The organism is [Scytonema hofmanni] UTEX 2349 (assembly GCF_000582685.1).
Lineage (GTDB): Bacteria > Cyanobacteriota > Cyanobacteriia > Cyanobacteriales > Nostocaceae > Hassallia > Hassallia hofmanni.
The window spans coordinates 2189561-2215344 of the sequence record NZ_KK073768.1; the positions used below are offsets into that span (position 1 = coordinate 2189561).

Below are 25784 nucleotides of genomic sequence, written 5' to 3' on the forward strand. Positions count from 1 at the left end.
CAAGTTGATTTATCCTTTGAAGATGTGGCACGTAATCCGACTTTGGCGATTACCCTCAAGGAGACTCTTCAACAATTTGCAGTTGCACCCTACCAACAATATCCAACTAGAGACCGATGACGAATTACGAACACATCCGGTTGATTTAATAGTGGCAGTAAATGAGCAAAGAGTCTTGCATACTTATGCAGTTTTTGCACAATCTTGCTATAACTTGAATAAAGTTTTAGGTGTCACTCCAGTCAATCGTTTGAAGTGGCGATTGAGGTGACTTTGGTGAGTAAAACCACAGGCTTGGGCAACATCGGCAATACTCATCTTACCTTGCAGCAATAGTTGCTTCGCCCGTTCTACCCGCTGTTGAATCACATACTGGTGTGGACTAAGACCTATAGATTGCTTAAATAATCGACAAAAGTAATAGCGACTGATGCCAAGATAAAGTGCGATCGCATCGAGAGAAATCTCCTGTGCTAAATTATCCTGGATATAATCAACTGCTTTTTTTAGCTGCTGTTGCGGTAAACCCCCTTCATACTCTTGTATAGAGGATTTTCGAGTTGAGTAATTTTGCAAAAGATGCACAGCTAAAAACGTTGCGGCTGATTCAGCATAAAGACGGCTATCTGAACCATTAGTTTTAAGCTGTGTCTTCAGTCCCAGCCCAATTTGATGAATCAATGCATCTTGAGCGATCAGATGCGGTAACATTTCATATTGATCCGTATCCAGCAACTCTACAGCATTGCGAATCAGTAATTCCGGCTCCAAATTGAGCAAAAGAATGTTGGCATCCCTATCCCAACGGATTGCTTGGGGAATATGCATCGGACAAAGCGCTACAGCACTCGTAAACATTAACCCTGTTTGCAGATGTCTGTCTAGAGTTCGCTCCACCTGAAAACTCTGACCAAGATTAATAGTAATGACAAATTGTTTGAGACAATACTCAGGAGTCTCCCCTGCTGGTAGGTAGTGGTGTTCCAGACTCATCTGGCTCCACATTGTTCTGCCGCTAGAAAGCATAGGTGGTTGGGAGAAAACCTGTGGAAAAACATTTTCGCCGTTTGCAACTGTTTCTTGTTGGCTATTATTAGGTGTTTTCATTGCTCCTTTCTCTTTGGATTGTTTAGCAAAGGAGAAATATGAAATGGGCTACCAAAAATATCTTGGTAACGATAAATAAACAAATATGGAATATAATTTTAAACTTTCTTTTTTGAAGTTACTTATTTTAAACATAAAAATTTAGATTCAGATATAAACGCGATCGCTCATAATGTCTGTGGCAAAAAATTTGTGGTAAAATTAAGGATTGAAAAATTTGTCAATATTAAGCAATTTGGTATCGACTACGGACGGGGAAAAGTCGCGCCAGTAGGCTTTATGCGTGACGCACACTACAAATACCTATCAACTATCCACCAACCCCCATCCATTTTATGAAAATCGTTGATTTAATTACTTGGTTTGAAGAATGGGCAAATCCTGCTTGGTGCGAAAGCTGGGATAATTGCGGGTGGCAAATTGAACCGGGAATTTTGCAGAAAAATGCACGCGTCTTGGTTTGTTTAACACCTACTTTAGCGGTGATGGAGGAAGCGATCGCCTTTAACGCTAATCTCATTTTTGCTCACCATCCGCTGATTTTTAACCCCCTGAAGTCTTTAGTTGTTGGGGAAGCGATCGCCGAAATGGCACGGTTAGCTTTTACCCACAATATCGGCATTTACAGCGCTCACACGAACTTTGACCAAGTTGATGATGGCACTGCTGACGTTTTAGCTCAAATTTTACAACTTCAACAAGTCACCCCGATAGTTCCCACACAAGCTGGTTTGGGATATGGGCGCGTTGGTGTTTTAAATCCATCTATAAGTTTACAGGATTTACTGGCGACAATTCAAACCCGACTTGCTCAAGAAAAGTTGCTTTTTTCTCCAACTTGTGATTTACAGCAGAAAATTTCGCGAGTTGCTGTTTTAGGGGGTTCGGGAGCAAGTTATATCTCAGCTGTGGTCAAAACTGGTGCTCAAGCTTATCTGACTTCTGACTGTAAGTTCCATCAATTTCAAGAAAGTCGCGATCGCAATCTCATTTTAATTGATGCCGGACATTACGCTACCGAACGCCCAGCGTGCGATCGCTTGGTGCAAAAATTCCAAGCTTTAAACCTGGAGTGGGTACAGTTGAGTCAAAAGGATGAAGATTTCCGTAAGTTTTTTCTTTAATTAAATGCAAATCGTGTCTTTAAAGTATATTATTTTACCACAATTTTACAGTCTAAACTAATTTAGTGTACGTTTATTTACTTTTTACTTAAGTATTATTTTGGTGTACCAAAGGATAAATTTCCCTTTTTTGATAGCTTTAGTTAGAATTTAATTATTTATTGCCTGTGATTATAATCACACAAGTTATGTAATTATAATCACTAGTAAATACTGTTTGATGTCAACTAGCAGATGAGGGAAATATTGCAAACTGTATGTAACACATTGCTAACTATGCCCTAATTAAAATGATTCGCGCACTTATTGAATCTGCTTTCCAGACTGGATGTCTTAGTGTTGAATCCGAGGGTCTACTTCATCAGGTTTTGGCTACCAAAAGCTATGATTCAAAAGATTTGGCTGCTTTGGTGGCACTAGATGAAGCAGTTCGCGTCGGTCAAATTAAACGAGAGGCATCCTCCTCAAATTTATTAATGAAATTTCCCACACAATACAAACGAAGCTGACACAAGAGCACAAAGGGAAAATGTTTCCCCTTGTCAAGAAAGTCCCCCTTGTCAAGAAAGTCCCCCTTTAGTGACTGCTTTCCTTTGTGTCACATCAAGACGCAGTGAAGAACTTTTGGGGTGTTGTTGTTTAAAACCATTAAGGTGACAGGAGAATGAGTTAAGATCAAATACATAGGGGTAAAGACTTCCCAAAAATGCCAATGATTACAAGTAGGCAACTTAAACAACCGCACTTACCACTTGTTTTGGAGTATTATTTATTACATAATGGTAGAAGTATTCACCAAAAAATACTCACACTTGTCAGGACAATTACTGAATTATGTACAGACGTTGCACAATCTCGTCTCTACTAAGTTTAACTTTGTCTAGCTTTGTGCAAGTGTTGTAAAACGGTACTATATATTGGTTGGGATAAAACCCAGATGTTCACAGGTTTAACTACGTCGTTTAAAAAGGCAGAAGCAGTACATGCTACACCGCAAGATTTATCAACTGTGTTGCGACGGGCGGGAGGTATGTGTATTCTTGCGGGACCAGCAACGCTGGATTGAACGCGCCCGCATCCTCGACATAGAGGGAGATTTAGTCACTCTACGCTATGAAACAGAAGAAGAGGACGAAGTTTGTTCTTGGGAAGAGATGGTTCGCCTTGAAAGTATTGGTGCTGTAACGCAAAAATTAGCTTCAGTGCCCCGTGGTAATGTCGAACCTCTTATGACTGAAGATTGTCCAGAAGCTGAACGCATCCGCAATCGTTACACAGACTCAAATCCAGAGTAAGGAGACTGGGGACTGGGGACTGGGGACTAGGGACTAGGAATTAATTCTGACAACCTGTCCTCAGTCTAACAACTAACTCTCATTTAACCGTTCAAAGGCAGGGCAGTAACCTTCAAGAGTAACCTTGAAGTTATACAGGGGGGAAGCGGGGTTCCAACACCGCTGCCCTCTTTGATGTCTACAGGTACCGCAGCAATCGACATCAGACCAAATAAAGCGATCGCTATTTTGATTGAGTAATTCTCGTTGCGACAAACCCCGCAATACGATCTCTTCTCCCTGCCAACGCGCTTCGATTAAGCCAGTATCGGCGAATTGTTGCCACCTAGCGTCAGCAGTAACGGCATCGGGGAGGGTAATTGTAATTACCGTTCCCAATTCTGTTAATTCGCCCTCATAATTAGTCTCTGGGGGTGCTGGTTGCAAAAACGTATCGCCAATAGGCAATTCGACTAATGTACCACTGGGGGGCGAATGTACGTGGTAGCGATTTTGCAATTCTTCTAAACTAGTCAGGTCTGCCAAATAGCCGGGGGAACCGTGGACAAAAATGACATGCTGGGGTCGCAAATTATGAATTAGCTGGGTGGTTCCCGGACCATCGCTATGCTGTGCCAAAAGATAAGTTTCGACACTAGTTTGTCCTGGATATGCTTTATTAAGTTGTATATGAGTTTTTTCTGGTGAAAGTATTACCCAGGAATTCATACCTAGTTGGCAGTATTCATCCAAATCAATTGTAGAGTCGGTGAGGACAATACAAGGAGTATTACCAACAGTGTGACGATATTCTGGTTGCAAACGACGCACGCGGGGACGCACTCGTTCATCCCAAAACAACGGTTGATGACGGGCGAAGTTTTGTACAGATGGGGGCAGGTGAGGTAATAATTCTAAATAAGCATCGCATCCCGTGGCGACAGTACCATCAACCCAAATATTTATGTCGCGACCGGTGAAGTGGTGATGGCTACGTAATAGCATCAATAATTCTTGACCTAGACCCAATGTTGGCGTAGGTAGTAGTACGGAGTGATGGTCAGCGATCGCTCGATTAATTCGTTCTGCTAGTTGATTTTCTTGGTTGCGACGGTGTGGATGACGGGATGTGCCATAAGTGCCTTCAATAATTAGCACATCCAACTCTAATCCGCGTAATTCCTCTAAACGCAAACCTTCTACTAGCCGGGAGTTCGATAAGAAAAAGTCACCTGTATATAGTAATTTGTAAGAGCGTTGCTGGGTGGTGTAGGTGAGGAGAATCGCCACTGCTCCGGGTAGATGACCTGCGGGGTATAATTCTGCGACTAAACCATCTTTAAATTCCACAGGCGATCGCAACGGCAAGGCTTGACAAAGTTGGGGAATTTCGTTATTCTCTTTATCCTGCCAATTCAGCGGTAGTAACTTGCTCGTCACTTCGCTAGTGTATATAGGTAATAAGGGAAAAGCCTTATGCAGTGCCAACAATCCCCTAGCATGATCTGGGTGGGCGTGACTTACCAAAACTAAATCTGCTGGTAGAGGTGAACTGCCTCGCTTTGCCGACTTTTTCAGCCCCTTTACCAGTCCGGAAATATCTTTTAAGCCACAGTCAAGGAGGATGCGGTGTGGTCCCATCCGCACCAATAAACACATGCCTTCATCATTATGGTGGACACCATAGGGAAAACATTCTAATTCATTTGTCCTCTCCCCAGTATCAAAGCCAGAGGATACTGATAGATCCTCACTCATGCTCTTTTCCCCTCAAACCTTATATTTGCTGCACATTTCCCAAAAGCCTAGATTTACGCGGTTTTTGGTCTTGTGACCTAGGGGTAAGTACTTAAGTGCGTCCTCGAATGCGGATTAGATAATTGGGGAGGACGCTTCCGAACCCGCGCTGGTTCGGAAAAACGTGGATAATGACAACCTATCAAATTAACAGAATTGGGCGTTTGTTAATGTGCCGATCCATTGCCGTGGTAGTTGTCTGAATCATAAAAGCCATTTTTTGTGCCGAAAAATAAGCACGAAAAGGTAAAGATAACAGTTAATCCAACTAATATCAATTTTACATCCATTTGTTTGTCGCCCTCTACTAAAGACGTCTTTATCTTAATAGAGCGATCGGCGCGATTGAGCCGAATCACCAAAATTTTTTACTATGTTTGGGTTGATTGGGCAATGGGTAAGATTACGACAATCAGTCAGATTGTAGAACTTTTTGCTTCACCTGTCTATCTATCTGGGAATGAAGAAATTAGCGATCGCACTTAAACCTTCACTCTCATCCCACACAAACGCATAATCTGCCACATTTATTATCTATTAATTAATAGTGTCGTCAAATAAATACGCAATACTTGGGGAGGGTGCAATGTCGGGAATAAGTAATCGTTGGCGCTGGTTTTGGGGTATTGTGGGCTTGTGTACAAGTCTTTTCTCTCCAAACTGCGCTCTTGCTCAACAAATTACACCAGATGGCACTCTACCGAATAATTCTAACGTCAGTAAGATAGGTAACACTTTTAACATCACTGGTGGAACTCAAGCTGGAAGCAACTTATTTCACAGCTTTGGGCTATTTTCTGTCCCTACTGGTACTACTGCTTTCTTCAATAATGCTGCGGACATTCAAAACATTATTAATCGGGTAACAGGTGGGTCAATATCTAATATTGATGGTTTGATTCGCGCTAACGGTGCGGCTAACCTGTTTTTAATCAACCCGTCGGGGATTGTTTTTGGACAAAATGCCAGTTTGAATGTCGGTGGCTCATTTTTGGCAACTACAGCTACTAGTTTCAACTTTGCTGATGGTACTACATTTAGTGCGATCGCTCCACAAAGCACACCCTTGCTAACCATCAGCGTTCCCATTGGTTTGCAATTTGGACAGAATCCGGCAAATATCCAGGTGCAAGGATCTAGATTACAAGGCGCACCTAATAAAACCTTAGGTCTTGTAGGCGGGAATTTGAGCTTAGATAATAGTATTTTACAGATTCCAGGCGGTCGAGTGGAGTTGGGCAGTGTCGCAGACACTGGTACTGTTGGACTGAATGTTAATGGCAGTGACCTAAGTTTGAATTTTCCTGATGGAATAGCCAAGCAAGACGTATCTTTGAGTAATCGAGCTAATGTCAACGTACTTGCAGGCGGAGGTGGTAGTATTGCCATCAATGCTCGCAATTTGAATATTTCGGGAGCAGGTACAGAAATACGAGCTGGGATAGCACCAGGGTTGGGTTCACCCCAAAGTCAAGCAGGAAATATAGAAATAAATGCAACAGAAGCGATAATTGATGGGAGTCTTGTCTCCAATGCGATACAAGCTAATGCTGTAGGTCAGGGAAGCGACATCATCATCAAAACTGGGTCGCTCAAAGTCAGTAATGGTGCCAGGATTGAAACTAGTTCCTTTGGTCAGGGAAATGCAGGGAATCTTCTAATTGATGCTCAAGGGCAAGTTACTTTCATTAATGGAGGCTTTGGCTTCACTAGTTTAGAAGCAACAGGTGTGGGCAATGGTGGTAATTTACAAATTAAAGCTGGGTCTGTATTAGTTACAAATAACTCCCAATTAAGAGCTAGCACTTTGGGTCAAGGGAATTCGGGTAATGTAATTATTAATGCTCGTGATACTGCTGAGGTTAGCAATGAAGGCTTTATCTTCAGCCAAGTAGAACCAGGAGGCATTGGTAATGGTGGTGAAACGAGTATAACCACAGGTTCTCTCTCAGTAACCAATGGTGGTATTTTGAGTGCGAGTACTCTTGGCAAGGGAGATGCAGGTAGAATAAATATAGAAGCCCGCGATACTGCCTCTTTTAATAGAGTTGGTAGAGCCTTTACTACTGTAGAAGGACAGGGAATGGGTAATGGAAATGACCTCCGAATTAGGGCTAGGTCGCTTTCAGTTACCGATGGGTCTTTTTTGACAGCAAATACTTTGGGTCGAGGAAATGCAGGCAATGTGATTATTGAAGCTGGTGAATCTGTCCTGTTTGATAGAGGGACTGCCACAAGCAGCGTAGAAAAAGGAGCCATTGGTAATGGTGGTGAAACGAGGATAACCACAGGTTCTCTCTCAGTAACCAATAGTGCTACTTTGAGAGCGAGTACTGCTGGTGAGGGAGATGCAGGTAGAATAAATATAGAAGCCCGCGATACTGCCTCTTTTGATAGAGACGGTGGAGCCTTTACGACTGTGGAAGCAGAGGGGATGGGTAATGGGAATGACCTCCGAATTAGAGCTAGGTCGCTTTCAGTTACCGATGGGTCTTTTCTCACAGCAAATACTGTGGGTCAAGGAAATGCAGGCAATGTGATTATTGAAACTGGTGAATCTGTCCTGTTTGATAGAGGGACTGCCACAAGCACCGTAGGATTACGGGACTTTGCTGTAGCCCAAGGCAATGGTGGTACGATTAGTATTTCTACTGGCTCACTGCAACTGGCTAATCAGGCTCAATTGCTTGTCAACAGTTATGGCAGAGTAGGAAATGCAGGCAATATTAAGATAAATGCCCGTGATACCGTCTCCTTTTCTAACAACAGTGAAATATTCAGCCAGTTAGGAGGAGGAATAAGAGGCAGTGCGGGTAACATCGACATTAGCACAGGCTCGCTTCAGGTGAAGAGTGGTTCTATTATCAGTAGTGAATCTTTCGGTAATGGGAATGGTGGTAATATCACAATCAAAGCACGGGATGTTGTTTCCTTTCTCACCGAAGCCGGAGCTTTCAGTAACGTGCGTTTTGGAGCAATTGGTAATAGTGGTGATATCAACATTACTACGGGGTCATTAAATACTGCTGATGGGTCTTTTTTAGCAGCTAGCATCTTAGGAACTGGAAATTCTGGCAATGTCAGGATTACAGCCACTGATTCTATTTCTTTAGAAGGGGTGAATCGAAGTGGATTTGCTGGTGGGATTTATAGCGAAGTTGCAACAGCCGAACCTGGTAGAGGGGGCAATATTGATATCAAGACGCGATCGCTCACAGTCAGAAATGGTGCTCGTTTAGCTACAGATACTAATGGTAGAGGAGATGCAGGCAGTATAAATATTGATGCCACTGATTTTGTCACTTTTGATGGCATTGGTAGTAATCAGCGTATAAGTGGTGCATACAGTCTTGTGTTTCCAAGTGGAATAGGCAATGCAGACAATATCAACATTACTACGCGAAATCTGTCCTTAAGTAATGGCGCCATATTAACTGCGGGTACTCTTGGACAAGGAAATGCAGGCACGATTAATATTAATGCCTCTGACTCTGTAACAATTTCCGGGACTGGTTCTACTAGAAGCAGCACTTTTGTTGGTGCAAATACACAAATTCCCGGAGACATTGCAGTTACATCTTCCAACGTTACTGGTATATTCGTTCAATCAGAAAGTACAGGAAGGGCAGGAGATATTATAGTTAACTCTCCAAAAATTAACTTGAACAACCAAGGAGGATTAATTGCACAATCTCAATCAGGTAATGGTGGCAATATCAAGCTAGAAGTAGGAGACTTATTGCTGCTGCGTGGTGCCAGTCAAATTTCTACTACCGCAGGTACTGCACAACAAGGTGGAGATGGGGGTAACATCACCATCAATTCTCCCAATGGCTTCATCGTCGCTGTCCCTAATGAAAATAGTGACATCTCTGCTAATGCTTTTCGCGGACAGGGTGGTAAGGTTGATATTACAGCAAGTGGCATTTATGGCATTGAGCCTCGCCCACGCTTAACTGAGCTTAGTGACATTACTGCTAGTTCTGAACTTGGGGTACAAGGTACTATACAAATCAACACACCTAATGTTGACCCAAATCAAGGATTATTGCAATTGCCCGCAGGTATAGTAAATACTCCAATACTAGTTTCCTCTAGCTGTGCCGCTTTTGACAACAAAGGTAGCGAATTTATTGTCACCGGACGCGGTGGTTTACCTCTTAGCCCTGACGATTTTCTTAGCAGTGACGTTGTTTGGACAGATTCTCGTCTCAGCGCTATCACTGCACAACAATCCAGGACATCTCCGGCTAAACCCGCAAAACCAAAAGCTATAGAAATTGTACCTGCTACGGGTTGGGTATTCAACGGTAAAGGGGAGGTAACGCTTATTTCTTCTGCTTCTGAGGGTACTGATTTTGTGTCTCCTCCTACTTGTGCTAAATAGTGAATATTTTTTTGGCTCACGTACTTGTAGCAAAAGCGCATAGAAAGAGTTTATTAGACATAGAGTAGAGACGTAGCAGTGCTAGGTCTAATCAAGGGTTCTGGATAATGCATATTTAAATTCGGTCGATGTCATAACTCCCTTACAGACGTTTCGCGCTTGGCAATTAAAGAATAATTTTCTTACCTCTTTCGGTGAAGCGAACCTTTTTGATATTTAATTGAGCATTGCTTGTCAAGCTTTTGCGGAGGCTACCAAATAAAGCAAACTGTTCGCAATGGGAAAGAGAAACTAACTGCCGTTTAGACTCAGGGGATATTCGGAAATCTACGGTAGCAATACGATTTTTTACACTTATACGATAACCAGATAAATCAAAATCGCCTGTATCTTGTTTTTCTATGATTTTACTCACAATACCCGTTGCAGGTTCTTCTGCTGGCACTGAAACTGTGTTCGGAATCAATTGTTGACATTCGCTATCACTTGTATATAGGTTAATGTCAATAGTGTTGCCAGTGGTAGGTTGAGAGGTTGAGAAAGCGGTATTTTCAGTAAAAGGTTCTGTAGAAAAAGGCTGGTATTGGGACGATTTAGCTCGCAGTTGAGCCATGCTTGGGTTTTTGGATGAAAGACTGTTAGTTGGTGTTGTTGTGGCTGCTGATGCCGTTTCGTCAAGATTTCGAGAAGTTTGGGTTGAACTACAACTGCTGACGCTGGCGGCGATCGCCATAACAATAAAGGGGATAATATATTTTTTATTCATAATTTTGTCGCTGTATTATTTTATTAACTTCAATGTGGCTAGTATAAAATCCGCAAAAATATCAATAAGGTATATAGAGATTCCCACATTCATGAGGTATAGAATATTGGATTAACCGCTTCGGAAGATAGATAAACGCAGATGGACGCAGATAAATTTGTACCTCAGCAGACTAGGAAACGCTATAAGTTACTTCCAGATTATTTGCATATCTAAAATAAAACCTGGTAAAACATCTTCTCCTGATAATGTTTTTGGAGATTCGAGTATTTCTGGTGGGTGTCCTTGACGATAAATTTCAACTTGACGTGTTTTGCGGTTAATTAACCACCCAAGCTTCACTTGGTTATCTATATATTCTTGCATTTTAGATTGTGTTTCTGGCAATCTATCGGTTGGTGACATTAACTCTAAAACAAAATCTGGGGCAATTGGCGGAAATTTCTCTTGCTGTTCTGGGGTAAGTGCATCCCATCTATCTTGTCGTATCCAAGATACATCGGGGGAACGATTTGCACCATTGGGTAGTTTAAAGCAGGTGGAAGAATCAAAGCAGACTCCAAGTTTTGCTTGTCGATTCCAAATAACAAAATCTGTCGCGATTTCAACATTGCAGTTTCCTGTTTCTCCTCCAGTGGGTGACATTATAAGTAATTCTCCTTTGGCATTGCGTTCAAATTTGACATCAGGGTTTTTCCGACATAGTTGATAAAAGTCGTCGTCTGTGAGTCTAATGATGGAGTTGAAGTTTACAGTAATGTCTGTCATAGTAAGAAAGAATTTTAGAGGAAGGGTCAAGGGTTAAGAGCCAACAGTCAACAGTCAAGATTTTTTGGGCTGTTGAATGGGTGACTCTTGATATCCTCGAACATGAAAAATATGACACTTGGGTAAATCTTATGGATAATTAAGCGATCGCTCTTATTTTGACACCAAGTCTTATAATTTTATCTTGAGCATCATACTATATTATATAAGTCAATATATTTAACAGTAAAAAGAAGCTAAAACATAGAATTTAGGAGCTATATAGATGATAAGAGCGCGCAAGAACTTTGCCCAGCATTGGCTAAAAAGCGAAAAGGCACTTCAGTCAATAGTAGAAGCAGCTGAATGTAACCAAAGCGATCGCGTTCTGGAAATTGGACCTGGTACCGGCATTCTCACTCGTCGTTTATTACCACATGTCAAATCTTTACTCGCAGTGGAAATTGACCGCGATTTGTGCAAATTATTAGTCAAACAATTGGGTCAAAGTGATAACTTTTTACTTTTGCAAGGAGATTTTCTCACTTTAGATTTACCATCTCATCTTGCAGCTTTTGAAGCTTTTCAAAACCCAAATAAAGTCGTAGCTAATATTCCCTATAACATCACTGGACCAATTATAGAAAAGCTCCTTGGTACTATCAGCAAACCAAATTCTCAACCATTTGATTCAATAGTACTACTAGTACAAAAAGAAGTAGGAGAAAGATTATATGCTAAACCAGGCTCGAAAGCCTTTGGAGCATTAAGCGTGCGGGTACAATATTTAGCTGAGTGTAAGTTAATTTGTACAGTACCCGCATCTGCATTTTCCCCACCCCCAAAAGTAGATTCAGCAGTCGTGCGGTTAGTTCCCTACCAAATAGAACCACCAGCAAATGACCCGCGACGATTGGAAACTTTGGTAAAGTTAGGATTTGGGGAAAAGCGCAAAATGTTAAGAAATAATTTGCAGTCGATTGTAGAACGCACCAGCCTGACACAATTACTGGAACAATTAGAAATAAATCCTCAAGTCCGTGCTGAAGACGTTAGCGTGTCTCAATGGGTAGCACTGGCAAATCAGTTAGAAGTCAATAGTCAACAGTCAATGGTCAATAGTCAAGAAAAACTCTGAATTTTCAACTTCTGTAGAGACTTCGTATTTCGCGTCTCTACAACAGACGCTCTTCCTAATTCTTAATTTTCAAAATGCATTCTTACACCCTAATTGCTCCTGCTAAAATCAACTTGTATCTGGAAATTATAGGCGATCGCCCCGATCACTACCACGAGTTAGCTATGATACTGCAAAGCATCGATTTGGCAGATGAAATCGAGTTGCGTTCTCTCAACACTGACAGGATTCGTCTCCACTGCGACCATCCGCAAGTTCCTTCAGACGAAAGTAATATAGCATACCAGGCTGCTGAATTAATGATGAGAAAATTTCCTAACACCTTTGCTAAATACGGTGGTGTAGAAATTTCTATTACTAAGCGGATTCCTGTAGCTGCTGGTTTAGCTGGGGGTTCGACGAATGCAGCAGCGGTTTTGGTAGGAATTAATTTATTATGGAAGTTGGGATTAACTCAGTCAGAATTAGAAGAACTAGGAGCTACTTTAGGTTCAGATGTACCATTCTGCGTTGCCGGTGGAACAGCGATCGCTACAGGTAGAGGTGAACAACTTTCTCCTTTGCCAAGTTTAAATAGTATATATATAGTATTGGGTAAATACAAAAGCTTAGAAGTTTCTACACCTTGGGCTTATAAAACTTATCGCACTCAGTTTGGTGATTCTTATATTAGAGATAGCGATAATTTAGCGGTTCGTGCATCAGCGGTACATTCAGGAGAAATGGTAAAAGCAATCTTACATCAAGATGTCAAAGAAATCGCTCAGAAGTTGCATAATGATTTAGAAAAGGTAGTTTTACCAGCTTATCCGCAAGTGTTAGAGTTGCGAGAAACTTTTGCAAATGCAGGAGTTTTGGGAACGATGATGTCTGGTTCTGGACCAAGTGTGTTTGCGCTGTGTGAATCTCAAGAACATGCAGAACAAGTTAAGCAGCAAGTGAAAACAGCGACGAATAACGAAGATTTAGAATTGTTTGTAACTCAAGCGATCGCACATGGAATTCAGATAGCATCTTAACAAAACATAGTCCTATGAATTCTCCATTTCCTGGGATGAATCCTTATCTGGAAAATCCCGTATTTTGGTCAGAAGTACATCATCGGTTAATCGCAATTATAGCGGACGAGATTGAGCCAAACATACCTCCTCAATATCGAGTTGCGATTGAGCAACGTACTTATTTAAGTGATGAAGAGGATTCCCAGAAGGTAGGTATTCCTGATGTGACTATTTTTTCTCAACAATCAAATCAGAAAGAGCATTCATCTAAAACTACACAAGTTTCTACCACAGATGGGGTAACGGTGACAATACCCATGCCAGAAAATGTCACAGAAAGTTACTTAGAAATTCGAGAGATAGACACGGGATTTGTTGTTACAACAATTGAAATTCTTTCTCCCAAAAACAAAAGAGCCGGTGAAGGAAGAAAAGCTTATGAACGAAAGCGAAAACAAGTTTTAGCTAGTCTGACGCATTTAGTAGAAATTGATTTACTCAGAAATGGTCGGCAAATGTCTTTATTAGGAGAAGTGCCAACAACAGATTATCGCATTGTTGTTAGTCCAAGTGAAATTCGCCCTCAAGCTAAATTATACGGCTTTAGCATTCGCGAAAAGATTCCTGCTTTCGTCTTACCTTTGCAGTCGGGAGATAAGGAAGTGATTTTAGATTTGCAACCTTTATTAAATCGAATATATGCCCGTGCGAGATATTATTTAACTATTGATTACAATCAAGAGCCAATACCACCATTAAAGGCAGAAGATAAAGCATGGGCTGATACAATTATATGCGGAATAGGGAATTAGGGAAAGGGGGGACAAGGGAGAAATGCCCAATGCCCAATGCCCAATGCCCAATGCCCAATTCCCAACTCCCAATCTAAAATCCTATGAGTGACCCAAATTTAATTCAACAACCAGAGACAGAAAAAAATACAGCGACTCCATTACGCTGTTTAATTGGGTCAATAATTTCTGGAGGACTAGCGATCGCAGTATACTCCCTACTAAATGCGATCGCTATCAGTTTTGCCACAAACCCCATCCATTCACAAAACCAATTAACCATCAGAATTTCCTCCGCAGTGCGTACCCTCGTTCTAGGTGTTTTCTCCTTAGGAACAGGGGTATTTGCGATGGTAACTCTTGGTTTGTTCGCTTTAGGAGTACAATTATTGATACAGCAGTTGAGACAAAAAAGTTAAACTGGGTGATTATAAATCGCGGCTACAAAGGCAAAATCCACCTATGGGGGTTGAAAACCTTGATTTTCGATTAGTCCACGTAGGTGGACTTAGTTTGTATAGCCGCGATTTATAATCCCTAGGGTTAGGTGCAAGATGTGAGTATAAATTGATGCTTTTTCCGCCAGCTTTGGGGAGGTATCTCGTTATGTTGACGAAACTGACGGGAAAAGTGACATGCATTCTGGTAGCCTAGGCTTGTAGCAATTCGCTCGATACTTTGATCAGTATTTTGAAGTAAATAACGTGCTGCTGCCATTCTACGCTTCACAATCCAAGTATTTACGGTGTCTCCCGTCTTTTTGGCAACTCGATTAGTTAAGTAAGCGGAGGAATAACCAACTGCTTGAGCTACATCACACAAAGTAATTCCTTCTTGATAATGAGCTTCGATATAATCAAAAACTTCTTTGAGTTGAGGAATCGATGGAAAAATGAATTCAAGAGGTTCTTCGGTTGAAGTCTTTTGTGTCGGTAATGATGCTGACATTTTATGAGAATTGATGGCACACCAGAAGCGGATCTGAGTTTGCTTTTCTAATCGGGTAGCGATCGCTCTGAGCAATTGCCCTACTGTACACGGTTTGGTAAGATAATCGTCTGCGCCCAATTCCATACCTTTGCGGACATCTTCTGGGGTATTGATGCCTGTGAGAAAAATGAACGGAATAATCGCTGTTATCGGCTCTTGACGTAGCGCAGTCAGAACGGCATAACCATCCATATCCGGCATCATGATATCACAAATTATTAAGTCCGGTGAATGTTCTTGTGCTTGCTGAATGCCAGTAATACCGTTGTGGGCGCCTATAGTATCAAAACCTTCAGCTTGCAGACCATCTAAGAAGATATTGCGGGTAGTTGCATCATCTTCAATTACCAGAATTTTTTTTGCTATTTGTTGCATCATCTTCAATTACCACAATTTTTAGTAGAAAAGTAACGCTAAACTTTATGCCGAGTATTTAATTAGTGCTAAATAAAAGTTTTTATTCAAAACTCAAGATTCAGCAATTCTATTGGGCAACACAACAGTAAATTTAGTGCCTGCACCTACATCACTTTCAACAGTAATTCGACCTTTATGTATCTCTACAAGGGTTTTGACAACCGATAAACCCAAACCAGTACCGGGAATACTATCGACATTGCTACCGCGATAAAATGCTTCAAATATTTGTTGTCGATCTACTACCGGAATCCCAATCCCTGCATCTTTAACTTGAAAAATTACTTCTTCATCTTGACAGCAAAGTTCAAAAGTAACTATACTCCCTTCAGGGGAATACTTAATTGCATTTGAAAGTAAATTAGTTAAGATATGATGCAGCAGTTTGGGATCTAAATAAGCAGTTGAACAGTTACCAGGGCTAATAAAATTAATTGATGTTTGCTTATCAGTTGCTAAATGCATCTGTGCGGCAATATCACGGCAAAACTGTTGTAAGTCAACTGGTCTGGGGTTACATTCTAACTTTGCAGCTTCTGCTTTCCCAAACAACAAAACCTCATCTAAAAGTTGGCTGATTTCATGGACAGCATTTTGAATTAAATCAAGATAAGAGCGGGTTTTCTCTTCATTCCATTGGTGAAGATTGCGTTTGAGTAAATCAGAAGAAAACGAGACAATATTCAGCGGTGTGCGGAATTGATGACACAGCATAGATACAAAGCGTTCTCTCAGTTCGCTGAGTTTTTTTGCTTGTTCTAAAGCTTGACGAACTTCTGATTCTGCACTTTTGTAATCGGTGATATCAATTGCTGTGACGAATTCGACTGCCTTACCGGAAAAATCAAGTAATCCATCCATCACTTCCACAGTACAAGCTAGCCACCGCTCTAAGCCACTTTTGGTGACAATCTGGATTTCTTGGTATTCACAGGGAGCCGCACGATCAAGCTTATTAACTTGCCTGAGCTTTTTGCTTTTAATTAATCGGTTAAGGTTAAAGTTATTCAGCAATTCTTTTTTATTGTAGCCTGTGAGTACCTCCGCCGCCTGATTTACGTAGCAAAGTTTTGAGTTTTGAATTAGGAAAACACTAGCATCGGTAGTTTCTGCTAAAATGCGAAATCTCGATTCGTTCAGCTTGAGTGCTGCTTCAGTGCGTTTGAATTCTGTAACGTCCCAAATACTCCACACTCTGCCAATAATTTTATCATCAAGTCGCTGCGGTTCTGAGTAGTGTGCAAAGGTTCTCCCATCTTTTAATTCTAGTAAATCGTATCTTTCGCGATCGCATTGAATTTCCATTTCCCATACGCAATCAGAGAAAAGTTGTGGATCTTTAACTTGGCTTTCAAAAAAAGCTTTAGCTCGTTTACATTTTCTAGATATAGTTACTGACTTGGGGAGTTGCCACATATCCATGAATTTTTGATTGTAGCAAAGAATCTCCCCCTCAAAATTTACCGCAAGTATGCCATTAGCGGTAGATTCGAGAGTCGAACGTAGTAAATTAACAGATGTTTTTAGTTCTTCTTCTTTTTGCTGATATTGGGCAGATACTTCTTGATGTAATTCAATGTTGGCATAAGAAGATTTATCAGCATACCGTTGCATCGAAAACTCTACTATTTCTTGACTGCGATCGCTAGCTATTGCACAAGCAATTCCCTTGCCTTGATGTTCTATATAAGTGAGGGTAATCCCCATCAAAAACATCTGCCCTTTCTTTGTACGGTAACGCGATTTCAAACAGAGCGAACCTTGTAATTTTAGCGTTCGCCATTGTTCTGACCAAACTTCTGGCAAAAAATCTACATCGACATCCTGTAACTTCATCCCCAGTAATTCCTCACGGAAATACTCAGTAATGCGACAGAACGCATCGTTTACATAGAGAAACTCGGAGTTTTCTTGTAGAGAAAAAGCAGCATCTGCAACCTGATTTAACAGTAAATCAGCCAATTGCAACTCTTGAGGCATTGAAGCCAATTGAGAGTTGGATGGAACTAACTTGTAATCGCCAAGATTCATGGAAATACTAAACCTTTTTAATCCGTCAGCACCAATGTTATAAATGGGCTTGTAAGCATGAATTAATAATTTCTTTGAGGTCTTAAAAATATTAATTTTTTAATCCCACTTCTTAAATTATCAGAAAAATCATCTTCTTAATAAAACTTTACGCAATCTTTACAATACAATATTTTCTACTATAAAGCAACAAATAAAAACGATGATAAACGGCTAGTTTAATATAATAAAAAGAGTAAATAAAACAATTTCTACTATTAACGCTGACCGTTATCTTTTTTGCTTCAAAATGCCAAGAATATCGTTAATTTAGTTAAGGTCTCAGGCAAACTTGACTCCTAACTCATAAACTTAACTTATCTTAACATAAGTTTCATGCCACATACTTGTCATCTGTCACAAGAAAGACGATTTTAAGTGTTTAATATACGTAATTGCTTTTCATCCACCAAAAGGTAGACAGTGTATTAAATCTTGATTTGTACAACAACACAAGCATCTGAGGTAAAAACAGAACTGCAAAGAACAAATGATTTTTTGTTCACTTTGCTTTGAAAAAAATGTATTATTTAATACTTTTTTTTAGATATTTAAGGGGATTGCTATTTTATTTAACTATCGCAAGGAATAGATTTGTAAGCTATGCAGAATCAGTATTGCAGTTCTTGCTAAACAGCAAAAAAAATGACAAGGCGATCAAAAGATTATTCATTGTAAATACTTCTTAATCTCCCGTAGTCTTGTTTCCAGAAGCACATGTAGAAAGGTTTAGTACTAACTATATTCTTTTGCAATATTTAAATGTTACCTCTCTCAACCAAGCCAGGTCAAAAGTTACAAGATAAACTCAGTTTTTCCTTTTCTGCATTATTGAAAAAATGAGCTTAAAGGCAGTTGAGTAAGATACAGAGATTTTTATGCCAGCAATTTTTTAGGATTTACGTAAAAGCAATGACTCAAAATTATACCGCATCTACGACACAAATTACCCCAATAGCGTACAAACAAAACGGTTATCTAGAATCAGGAAGAAACTCCAAATCGCTGACAGTTGCCGATGCGATCGCCGAAATGCTAGAGAATTTGGGAGTAGGTTGCGCTTACGGTGTCGCAGGGGGAGCAATGGCAAGCCTTTGGGGCGCTCTATCGAATAGTACCATGCAAGTACTCAACTTTCGTCATGAAGCCGGAGCCGCCTTTGCTGCCACCGAAGCTTACTTTGCTTCTGGTAGTCCGAGCGTAGTTTTCACCACCGCAGGACCGGGAATGACTAATGCTCTCACAGGCTTATTTGCGGCTCGTGGAGAAGGTGCAAAAGTGATTTTGTTATCAGCTTGCACCTCAGCAGCGCATCGTGGACGCTGGGCAATTCAGGAAACCAGCACCAGCACATTGCCCAGTAGCGGCATATTCACCTCAGGAGCGCTGTTCAACTATGCTGTCACCATCGAATCTGCTGCTCAACTTCCGCAGATTTTTAGAAGAATTGCCCTGGGGTTAGCGCAACCGGGGGGATTTGTCGCTCATTTAAGCATTCCCACAGGTGTACAGACAACCACAGTTGATGAAACAACCCTGCCCGATTTAGGAGTTGGTTGTTTATCGGTGGCGCCATCAGAAGAAGCGATCGCCAAATGTGTTGAATTACTATCCCAAGAACCCTTTGCCATCTGGGTTGGATTCGGTGCTAGGAATGCAGCCGAAGAAATTCTCCAGCTTGCAGAAAAAACAGGTGCAGCAGTCATGTGTTCACCTCGCGGTAAAGGCATCTTTCCGGAAGAACATCCGCAGTTTGTCGGAGTCACAGGTTTAGGTGGTCATGGTTCAGTCATGACATACATGCAATCTGCAACTGCCTTACGCACTTTAGTCTTAGGAACACGCTTAGGTGAACCGACCTCGTTTTGGAGTCCGGCAATGGTTCCCCCAGGTGGTTTTGTGCATGTAGACATTGACCCAGAAGTGCCAGGAGTGGCTTACCCATCAGCCAAAACCTACCCCGTGCAGGCTGATATCAAAGCCTTTGTCAAAGCGTTGTTGAAGCACATGCCAGAGAATACCGCGCAAATATCCTTACCCAACCCCGAACGAGAAGAAATTGAACCGGGTGCAGATATTCCAGTGCGACCAGAAGTCTTGATGGCAGCCATTCAAAAAGTCATCGTCGAAGGTAGCGATGCCGTAGTTATGGCAGAGTGTGGTAACTCCTTTACCTGGTCAACGCATTTACTGAGATTTTCTCAAACAAATCGCTACCGAGTTAGCACCGGAGTCGGGGCAATGGGTCACGCCGTCACCGGAGTTGTTGGAGCAGCACAAGCCCGGAATGGTAAAGCCGTAGCCATTGTTGGTGATGGGGCAATGTTGATGAATAACGAAATCAGCACCGCCGTCAAATACCAAATTCCCGCAATTTGGATTGTGCTTAACGATGCACGTTACAACATGTGCCATCAAGGAATGAAATTGTTGGGATTGACAGGAGCAGATGCATCAATTCCCCCCACAGACTTTGCGATGATTGCTAAAGGAATGGGAGCAGAAGCAATCAGAGTAGTCAAAGAATCTGATGTAGAGGCAGCATTAGAACAAGCGATCGCATCACAAGTTCCCTTCCTCATCGATGTCATCATTGACCCCAATCGAGCGGCACCTTCTAAAGGTCGCAATCATAGTTTAGCTGCACAAGGAGTTAAAGCAACTCCCGCTAAAAATTCCGCAATGCTTTCATTTCCAAATATCTAATGATGGTGGTTATACCAAATTAAGATGAAGCTGCATAGAATCAGATTTAAAGAATTATTGACCGCAGATAAACGCAGATAAACGCGGATGAATTAATGGATTTCATGATTCTGTGCAGCCTCATACAAAATTGGTATTAGTAGTTAGTAGTTAAATAAAAGCTCCTTAACGTAGTAAGCACTTCAGTGCTTAAAATCTTAAAATCTTTGATTTGAGCGGTAAACTGCTCACTACGAATCATCTTCGTTGTTAATTGCGAGTTATTGACAATTACTAACTTTAACCCCAAATTAAAAATCTCAAATTCAAAAGTGGAGTGTAGGGTGAACCTTTTTGACACAGTAGAAGAAATGGGTCATGAACAAGTGTTATTTTGTCATGGTAAAGACCCACATATCAAAGCAATAATTGCCATCCATGACACTAGCTTAGGACCCGCAATGGGGGCAACACGAATGTTGCCTTATGTCAACGAAGAAGCTGCTTTAAAAGATGCCCTTCGTTTAAGTCGGGGTATGACATATAAAGCAGCTTGTGCTAACATTCCCGTTGGTGGAGGCAAAGCAGTTATTATTGCTGACCCCGCACATAAAACTGAAGAATTATTTAGAGCTTACGGACGTTTTGTAGACAGATTACAAGGACGTTTTATTACTGGGCAAGATGTGAATCTTACCCCAGAAAATGTCAGAACAATTAGTCAAGAAACTAATTATGTAGTCGGTGTAGAAGAAAAATCTGGTGGACCAGCTCCCATCACAGCCCAAGGTGTATTTTTAGGCATCAAAGCTGCGGTTAAATTTCGCTTACAAAGTGAAAATTTAGAAGGGCTGAAAGTCGCAGTTCAAGGTTTGGGCAACGTCGGCAGAAATGTTTGCCAACTTTTACACGAAAGCGGTGCAGAGCTTTTTGTCACTGATATAAGTCAAGAAAAAGTAGAAGAAGTAAAATGCACTTTAGGTGCAACTGTTGTTGCTCCAGACGAAATTTACTCTTTGGATGTTGATGTATTTTCTCCTTGTGCATTAGGTGGAATTCTTAACAGTCAAACGCTTCATAGTTTGTCAGCCGCGATTATTGCCGGTTGTGCCAATAATCAGCTAGCGCAAGAAGAAATCCACGGTCAAATGATTACAGAAAAAGGAATTCTTTATTGTCCTGATTATGTAATCAATGCCGGAGGACTTATCAACGTTTATAACGAAATGATCGGCTACAACGAAGAAAAAGCCTTTCAGCAATTGCACAATATCTACGACACACTCATTGAGATTTTTGCTCGTGCGAAACAGCAAGAAATCACCACCAATGAAGCTGCCAAGCAGTTGGCAGAAGAACGAATTAAGAACGCGAGAAAAATTAATAAGAAGGAAATGATTTTTAGTTGATAGTCAAGAGTCAACAGTCAACGGTCAAGAGTCAACAGTCAAGAGTTATGGATTAACCACCATCAACTAACCACCATCAACTAACTACCATCAACTAACTACCATCAACTAACCACCATCAACTAACAACATATTATGGAAAAAAATACCTTTGCTACATCCGCTTATATTGCAACTTCACCAGAGAATGCTTACGAGTACCTTTGCAGTCTAAAAAATTTAGACGAGTGGACGCTTTATAGTCGGATGGCAGAGCAAATGGATGAAAATACTTGGCGCGGAAGTGCTTCAGGTTATCATAGAGACCTCTACTATCACGTTAAAAAATTACAGCATCCGCAACTTCAAGGTATTGAGTGGCATTGTGGACTTGAGTATCAGAAATATTTTCAAGTCTATCCGGTTCTGCTTTTCCCTAGCGATTACATTGAACCAGGAACAGATGAAAAGGGTGTGTATTTTCACTGGTTAAGTTTTGTCGATCCAAAGCGACAAACTCAGATGATTATGCAGGGAATTCATACTGTACATACTTCTGAATGTCGATCGCTCAAGGCTAACTTGGAACGCAAAGCTGGTCTGACATCAGCCACAAAAGGACGTTATTTTATTGATACTGACACCATTTATGTTGATGCTCCTATAGAAGTAGGAGTTGCATATTTGTCAGATTTGAGAAACATGAATGACTGGGCACATTTAGTGCGAGCAGATGGTGAAATTTCTGCTTCATCTGGTGAGTATCGCGATGAATATGGTCATAAAGTAAAAGTTTCGTTGCGGGTAGAACCTGTTAGTAAATGGTATTTGGCAGAGCATGAATTCTTTTATCCTGAGCAAGGATTTTATCAGCGCTGTCCGAGTATGTTGATACCGGCTTCTTATGCTTTTGGTGATCCGGAAGCTCCTGGTTTCATCTTGCACCGAATCACATTTTGGAAACACGGTGAACAACTACCATTGGGCAAACTTCAAATTGAAGACTTTGGTGCTGAGAACATGAATATCAAACGTTTGACAGAAGCCAAAGCTGGCAATCTACAATCGTTTGACCGTGGTATGAGCTATGCACCGCAGGGTAAATAAATTCTCTCGCAGAGACGTTCCGGTGGAATGTCTCTACCGTAACTCTTGCAGAGACGTTTCACCGAAACGTCTCTACCGCACCTCTTGTACAGACGTTCTAGTGGAATGTCTCTACCGTACCTCTCGCAGAGACGTTTCACCGAAACGTCTCTACCGCACCTCTCGTACAGACGTTCCACCGGAACGTCTCTACCTAATTTTTAATTCTTAAAATGAAACTTAAGGAACATACTATTACATCGTTTGCAGTAATTGCCGATGGTCTTGATAATCCCAAAGGTCTGAGCTTTAGTCCCGACGGTAGTCTTTATATTGCTTTATCAGGAATTGGGGGAGATGGGAAAAGTGTTCCATCACCTAGCGGTCAAGGTGATTTATGTTATGGAACAAGTGGTGCGATCGCCAAAATTGAAAATGGTATCGTCAAACATGTACTGACAGATTTACCTTCTGTCGCATTTGCTGATGGAACTGGAGCTGCTGGTCCTCATGATATCAAATTTGATGCTCAAGGTAAGGCTTATGTTGTGATTGGCTATGCTGCTAATCCAGCTTTACGCGATCGCTCGTTAGGCAACACTGATTTAGGTAAAATTATCACTGCCGACTTAAGTACAAATACTTGGAGTACTACTGCCGATATCGCTAATTATGAACTTACTAATAGTTCTATATCAAGTTCATGTGAAGTTGTCAGTAACCCCTTGTCTTTTTACATAGACGCAGATAAAATTGTATTAGTTGATGCAGGGACAAACAACGTCCTCAGTGGAAATATTGATGGCAGCGATCTGAAGGTAATTGCTGCAATTCCCAACCAGATATTAACTAATCCAATCTTCCCCGGTTCTAACTCGCAAAATTTTGACCGGGGACACGTACCACCTGCTAGTGCTTATCGTCATGCGCCACCATCGGAGATAGCAATTCAATCAGTACCTACAGATATTGTTAAAGGTTCTGACGGTGCTTATTACGTCAGCGAATTTACTGGTTTTCCCTTTCCAGAAGGTCAAGCAAAAATATACCGTATTGATGCTGACGGATTAACAGTCTATGCAGAGGGCTTTACCCAACTGATTGACTTAGCTTTCGATAATGAAGGCAACTTGTATGCATTGCAGCATATGAATGCTTCAGGTTGGAAAGGAAAACCAGAAGGCTCTCTGATCAAAATAGCGATCGATGGTACTCGCACGACTTTACTCAGTGGTAATGGATTAGAATCACCCGCAGCCTTCACCATTGGTCCAGATAATGCCTTCTATATCATCAACCGAGGCGGTCGTCCAGGACAAGGACAAGTAATCCGAATTGAGAATACATCTATGCTGTGAATCCGCTTCTGCTTTCGGCAAGCAAAAAGCTTTGGTGGATTGAGCAACAGCACTCACTCATTTTCAAGCCGACACCTGTCTACCTAGAGAGATTGTCTCAGGGAATGCTTGATTTGTGCTTCCCAGTTATTGGGAATCGTTGTCTTTATAACTATTAAACCTTCCACAACTAACAACTCTCAATTCCAATATGAAACTCAAGTCATTTGCCCTTACACTTTTAACCGTTAGCGTTGGCACTGTTGCTGTAAACCAAGCAGCACAAGCCGCATCGCTGTCGGTACTTGCTGACGGTCTTGATAACCCCCGGAACATGGCATTTGGTCCAGATGGTAGTCTTTATGTGACAACCAGCGGTAGAGGGGGAGACGGAAACGACGGCAGATGTATCCCATCACCTAGCGCTCAATATATTCCTTTATGTGCTGGTGCTAACGGTAGCGTTATCAAAATTGCTCAGGATGGTACAAGAACAGATATATTTTCAACTCTTACATCCATAGCATTAGTACCTTCTGGGGAACAAGCAGCAGGTCCTGCGGACTTCAAATTTGATTCCAAAGGTAACGCTTATCTATTGACAGGTGTTGCCGGCGATCCAAACTCTCGCGATACCATATTAAAAGCTCCTGACCTGGGTAAATTATACAAAGTAGACTTAGGCACTAGTTCGCTGACAGCTCTTGCCGATTTTGCCCAGTATGAAGCCCTAAATAATCCCGATGGCACTGATTTAATTTCTAACCCCTATGCCTTCACAATTAAGGGTGATAACGCTTACGTTGTAGATGGCGGTGGAAACACTATATACTCAGTCGGACTTGATGGCAGCGGTATTAAGAATGTAGCCCCGTTCCCTCAGAAAAGATTAGAACTAACTGTAGACCAATTCCCAACTCTTCCTGAAGGGACAGTAGACCCAACAGGAGGGGCAGAACTACCCCCAGGTTATACACAAGCAGTCAATGGTCTGCCTGTCTCCAACCAATCAGTACCTACAGGTATAGCTGTTGCTCCGGATGGCAGTTTAACAGTTAGTGAATACAGTTATTTCCCCTATCCAGAGAGAGAAGCACGCATCTTTAGCGTTAACCCTGATGATTTGTCAATCAAAACCATTTACGATGGCTTTACACAGTTGACAGGCGTCGCATACGACACTGATGGTAGCTTGTATGCATTGCAACATATTAATAATTCCGAATGGAAGGAAATTCAACAGGGTGGTGTGATCACTGGTGATATTAGCGGTTCTCTAATCAAAATAGCCAAAGATGGTACTCGTACAACCATCTGGAATGGTAATGGATTAGAAGCAGCTTCTGGGATAACTATTGGTGCTGATGGTAACTTATACATTGCCAACAGAGCCAGACTCGCCGGCACAGGACAAATTATCAAGATTGACCCTAGATCCGCAAGAGTACCCGAACCAAGTGCTGGTGCTGGTCTATTCGCTGTTGCGGCTTTAAGTGCGACTGCTGCAATGGGCAAACGCAAACGGCAACAAAAAGCAAGCGAAGAGTTGCTAGCTAAAGTAGAAATTCTCTAATTCCTCATTTTTGATCGCTCAAAAAACAGGCTGCTGTGTTCAAGGCAGCAGCTCAAATCCAAGCTTCCCAGACTGGATCTGGGAACAAAAACCCTGGAAAGAGTAT

The 25784-nt window shown here is 41.5% G+C and carries 21 protein-coding genes; 15 read left to right on the forward strand and 6 right to left on the reverse strand.

From position 1 onward, the window contains the following. Positions 1-207 precede the first annotated feature (207 nt). Positions 208-1107 carry a helix-turn-helix domain-containing protein gene (locus TOL9009_RS0114895; protein WP_029633508.1) on the reverse strand — a complete coding sequence of 300 codons (900 nt, stop codon included), beginning with the start codon at positions 1105-1107 and terminating at the stop codon, positions 208-210. Between the two features lie 335 nt (positions 1108-1442). On the opposite strand from TOL9009_RS0114895, the gene TOL9009_RS0114900 reads away from it, so the two are divergent. The 3 genes from TOL9009_RS0114900 to TOL9009_RS0114910 all read left to right on the forward strand — a co-directional run bounded on the left by TOL9009_RS0114900 (position 1443) and on the right by TOL9009_RS0114910 (position 3526). Next, positions 1443-2231, forward strand: a complete 789-nt coding sequence (locus TOL9009_RS0114900; RefSeq protein WP_029633509.1) for a Nif3-like dinuclear metal center hexameric protein — start codon at positions 1443-1445, stop codon at positions 2229-2231. A gap of 290 nt (positions 2232-2521) precedes the next feature. Further along, complete coding sequence (locus TOL9009_RS0114905) at positions 2522-2740, forward strand: hypothetical protein (RefSeq protein ID WP_029633510.1); 219 nt, start codon at positions 2522-2524, stop codon at positions 2738-2740. A gap of 474 nt (positions 2741-3214) precedes the next feature. Further along, complete coding sequence (locus tag TOL9009_RS0114910) at positions 3215-3526, forward strand: DUF6679 family protein (RefSeq protein ID WP_029633511.1); 312 nt, start codon at positions 3215-3217, stop codon at positions 3524-3526. A gap of 72 nt (positions 3527-3598) precedes the next feature. Here the strand turns inward: TOL9009_RS0114910 and TOL9009_RS0114915 are convergent, their stop codons facing one another. After that, positions 3599-5263, reverse strand: coding sequence for an MBL fold metallo-hydrolase (locus TOL9009_RS0114915; RefSeq protein ID WP_029633512.1), 1665 nt, complete (start codon positions 5261-5263; stop codon positions 3599-3601). A gap of 261 nt (positions 5264-5524) precedes the next feature. Between TOL9009_RS0114915 and TOL9009_RS47335 the strand changes: the two genes are divergently transcribed. Both TOL9009_RS47335 and TOL9009_RS39210 read left to right on the forward strand, forming a co-directional pair. Further along, positions 5525-5788, forward strand: coding sequence for a hypothetical protein (locus TOL9009_RS47335; RefSeq protein WP_029633513.1), 264 nt, complete (start codon positions 5525-5527; stop codon positions 5786-5788). A gap of 100 nt (positions 5789-5888) precedes the next feature. Then, the gene (locus TOL9009_RS39210) at positions 5889-9689 is read left to right on the forward strand and encodes a two-partner secretion domain-containing protein (protein ID WP_038296359.1); all 3801 of its coding nucleotides are present in this window, start codon (positions 5889-5891) and stop codon (positions 9687-9689) included. Between the two features lie 166 nt (positions 9690-9855). Here TOL9009_RS39210 and TOL9009_RS0114930 read toward each other — a convergent pair whose 3' ends face one another. Continuing rightward, positions 9856-10455 (reverse strand): hypothetical protein, encoded by a 600-nt coding sequence (locus TOL9009_RS0114930; protein WP_029633514.1) that lies wholly within the window; start codon positions 10453-10455, stop codon positions 9856-9858. 189 nt (positions 10456-10644) lie between these two features. Continuing rightward, complete coding sequence (locus tag TOL9009_RS0114935; protein WP_029633515.1) at positions 10645-11223, reverse strand: Uma2 family endonuclease; 579 nt, start codon at positions 11221-11223, stop codon at positions 10645-10647. Between the two features lie 265 nt (positions 11224-11488). Between TOL9009_RS0114935 and rsmA the strand changes: the two genes are divergently transcribed. The 4 genes from rsmA to TOL9009_RS0114955 all read left to right on the forward strand — a co-directional run bounded on the left by rsmA (position 11489) and on the right by TOL9009_RS0114955 (position 14551). Further along, the gene (rsmA, locus tag TOL9009_RS0114940; RefSeq protein WP_029633516.1) at positions 11489-12340 is read left to right on the forward strand and encodes a 16S rRNA (adenine(1518)-N(6)/adenine(1519)-N(6))-dimethyltransferase RsmA; all 852 of its coding nucleotides are present in this window, start codon (positions 11489-11491) and stop codon (positions 12338-12340) included. Positions 12341-12414: 74 nt separating this feature from the next. Beyond that, a complete protein-coding gene (gene ispE / locus TOL9009_RS0114945) occupies positions 12415-13359 on the forward strand; it encodes a 4-(cytidine 5'-diphospho)-2-C-methyl-D-erythritol kinase (RefSeq protein ID WP_029633517.1) in 945 nt (314 codons plus the stop codon). Positions 13360-13373: 14 nt separating this feature from the next. Continuing rightward, on the forward strand, positions 13374-14153 hold the full coding sequence (locus TOL9009_RS0114950; RefSeq protein ID WP_029633518.1) for a DUF4058 family protein: 780 nt from the start codon (positions 13374-13376) through the stop codon (positions 14151-14153). 83 nt (positions 14154-14236) lie between these two features. Further along, a complete protein-coding gene (locus TOL9009_RS0114955) occupies positions 14237-14551 on the forward strand; it encodes a DUF3082 domain-containing protein (protein ID WP_029633519.1) in 315 nt (104 codons plus the stop codon). A 124-nt stretch (positions 14552-14675) separates the two neighbouring features. Here TOL9009_RS0114955 and TOL9009_RS0114960 read toward each other — a convergent pair whose 3' ends face one another. After that, the gene (locus TOL9009_RS0114960) at positions 14676-15500 is read right to left on the reverse strand and encodes a response regulator transcription factor (protein ID WP_029633520.1); all 825 of its coding nucleotides are present in this window, start codon (positions 15498-15500) and stop codon (positions 14676-14678) included. A 90-nt stretch (positions 15501-15590) separates the two neighbouring features. After that, positions 15591-17570, reverse strand: coding sequence for a scytonemin biosynthesis sensor histidine kinase (locus TOL9009_RS0114965; RefSeq protein ID WP_029633521.1), 1980 nt, complete (start codon positions 17568-17570; stop codon positions 15591-15593). A gap of 951 nt (positions 17571-18521) precedes the next feature. Between TOL9009_RS0114965 and scyA the strand changes: the two genes are divergently transcribed. From scyA to TOL9009_RS39215, 6 genes are all read left to right on the forward strand, one after another. Further along, complete coding sequence (scyA, locus tag TOL9009_RS0114970) at positions 18522-20315, forward strand: scytonemin biosynthesis protein ScyA (protein WP_029633522.1); 1794 nt, start codon at positions 18522-18524, stop codon at positions 20313-20315. A 323-nt stretch (positions 20316-20638) separates the two neighbouring features. Next, positions 20639-21703, forward strand: a complete 1065-nt coding sequence (gene scyB, locus TOL9009_RS0114975) for a tryptophan dehydrogenase ScyB (protein ID WP_029633523.1) — start codon at positions 20639-20641, stop codon at positions 21701-21703. Positions 21704-21838: 135 nt separating this feature from the next. Continuing rightward, a complete protein-coding gene (gene scyC / locus TOL9009_RS0114980) occupies positions 21839-22789 on the forward strand; it encodes a scytonemin biosynthesis cyclase/decarboxylase ScyC (protein ID WP_029633524.1) in 951 nt (316 codons plus the stop codon). Further along, on the forward strand, positions 22770-23000 hold the full coding sequence (locus TOL9009_RS45685; protein WP_144238243.1) for a hypothetical protein: 231 nt from the start codon (positions 22770-22772) through the stop codon (positions 22998-23000). Before scyC ends, TOL9009_RS45685 begins: the two co-directional genes overlap by 20 nt. Before the next feature lies 1 nt (position 23001). Continuing rightward, the gene (locus tag TOL9009_RS0114985; protein ID WP_029633525.1) at positions 23002-24126 is read left to right on the forward strand and encodes a ScyD/ScyE family protein; all 1125 of its coding nucleotides are present in this window, start codon (positions 23002-23004) and stop codon (positions 24124-24126) included. A 190-nt stretch (positions 24127-24316) separates the two neighbouring features. Then, positions 24317-25678 carry a ScyD/ScyE family protein gene (locus TOL9009_RS39215; protein WP_038296360.1) on the forward strand — a complete coding sequence of 454 codons (1362 nt, stop codon included), beginning with the start codon at positions 24317-24319 and terminating at the stop codon, positions 25676-25678. Positions 25679-25784: the final 106 nt, after the last annotated feature.

What these genes read in the sequence shown, in the direction of transcription:
- TOL9009_RS0114895 (WP_029633508.1), bottom strand. Translation starts at nt 1,107, where the DNA reads ATGAAAACACCTAATAATAGCCAACAAGAAACAGTTGCAAACGGCGAA.
- TOL9009_RS0114900 (WP_029633509.1), top strand. Translation starts at nt 1,443, where the DNA reads ATGAAAATCGTTGATTTAATTACTTGGTTTGAAGAATGGGCAAATCCT.
- TOL9009_RS0114905 (WP_029633510.1), top strand. Translation starts at nt 2,522, where the DNA reads ATGATTCGCGCACTTATTGAATCTGCTTTCCAGACTGGATGTCTTAGT.
- TOL9009_RS0114910 (WP_029633511.1), top strand. Translation starts at nt 3,215, where the DNA reads ATGCTACACCGCAAGATTTATCAACTGTGTTGCGACGGGCGGGAGGTA.
- TOL9009_RS0114915 (WP_029633512.1), bottom strand. Translation starts at nt 5,263, where the DNA reads ATGAGTGAGGATCTATCAGTATCCTCTGGCTTTGATACTGGGGAGAGG.
- TOL9009_RS39210 (WP_038296359.1), top strand. Translation starts at nt 5,889, where the DNA reads ATGTCGGGAATAAGTAATCGTTGGCGCTGGTTTTGGGGTATTGTGGGC.
- TOL9009_RS0114930 (WP_029633514.1), bottom strand. Translation starts at nt 10,455, where the DNA reads ATGAATAAAAAATATATTATCCCCTTTATTGTTATGGCGATCGCCGCC.
- TOL9009_RS0114935 (WP_029633515.1), bottom strand. Translation starts at nt 11,223, where the DNA reads ATGACAGACATTACTGTAAACTTCAACTCCATCATTAGACTCACAGAC.
- rsmA (WP_029633516.1), top strand. Translation starts at nt 11,489, where the DNA reads ATGATAAGAGCGCGCAAGAACTTTGCCCAGCATTGGCTAAAAAGCGAA.
- ispE (WP_029633517.1), top strand. Translation starts at nt 12,415, where the DNA reads ATGCATTCTTACACCCTAATTGCTCCTGCTAAAATCAACTTGTATCTG.
- TOL9009_RS0114950 (WP_029633518.1), top strand. Translation starts at nt 13,374, where the DNA reads ATGAATTCTCCATTTCCTGGGATGAATCCTTATCTGGAAAATCCCGTA.
- TOL9009_RS0114955 (WP_029633519.1), top strand. Translation starts at nt 14,237, where the DNA reads ATGAGTGACCCAAATTTAATTCAACAACCAGAGACAGAAAAAAATACA.
- TOL9009_RS0114960 (WP_029633520.1), bottom strand. Translation starts at nt 15,500, where the DNA reads ATGATGCAACAAATAGCAAAAAAAATTCTGGTAATTGAAGATGATGCA.
- TOL9009_RS0114965 (WP_029633521.1), bottom strand. Translation starts at nt 17,570, where the DNA reads ATGAATCTTGGCGATTACAAGTTAGTTCCATCCAACTCTCAATTGGCT.
- scyA (WP_029633522.1), top strand. Translation starts at nt 18,522, where the DNA reads ATGACTCAAAATTATACCGCATCTACGACACAAATTACCCCAATAGCG.
- scyC (WP_029633524.1), top strand. Translation starts at nt 21,839, where the DNA reads ATGGAAAAAAATACCTTTGCTACATCCGCTTATATTGCAACTTCACCA.
- TOL9009_RS45685 (WP_144238243.1), top strand. Translation starts at nt 22,770, where the DNA reads ATGCACCGCAGGGTAAATAAATTCTCTCGCAGAGACGTTCCGGTGGAA.
- TOL9009_RS0114985 (WP_029633525.1), top strand. Translation starts at nt 23,002, where the DNA reads ATGAAACTTAAGGAACATACTATTACATCGTTTGCAGTAATTGCCGAT.
- TOL9009_RS39215 (WP_038296360.1), top strand. Translation starts at nt 24,317, where the DNA reads ATGAAACTCAAGTCATTTGCCCTTACACTTTTAACCGTTAGCGTTGGC.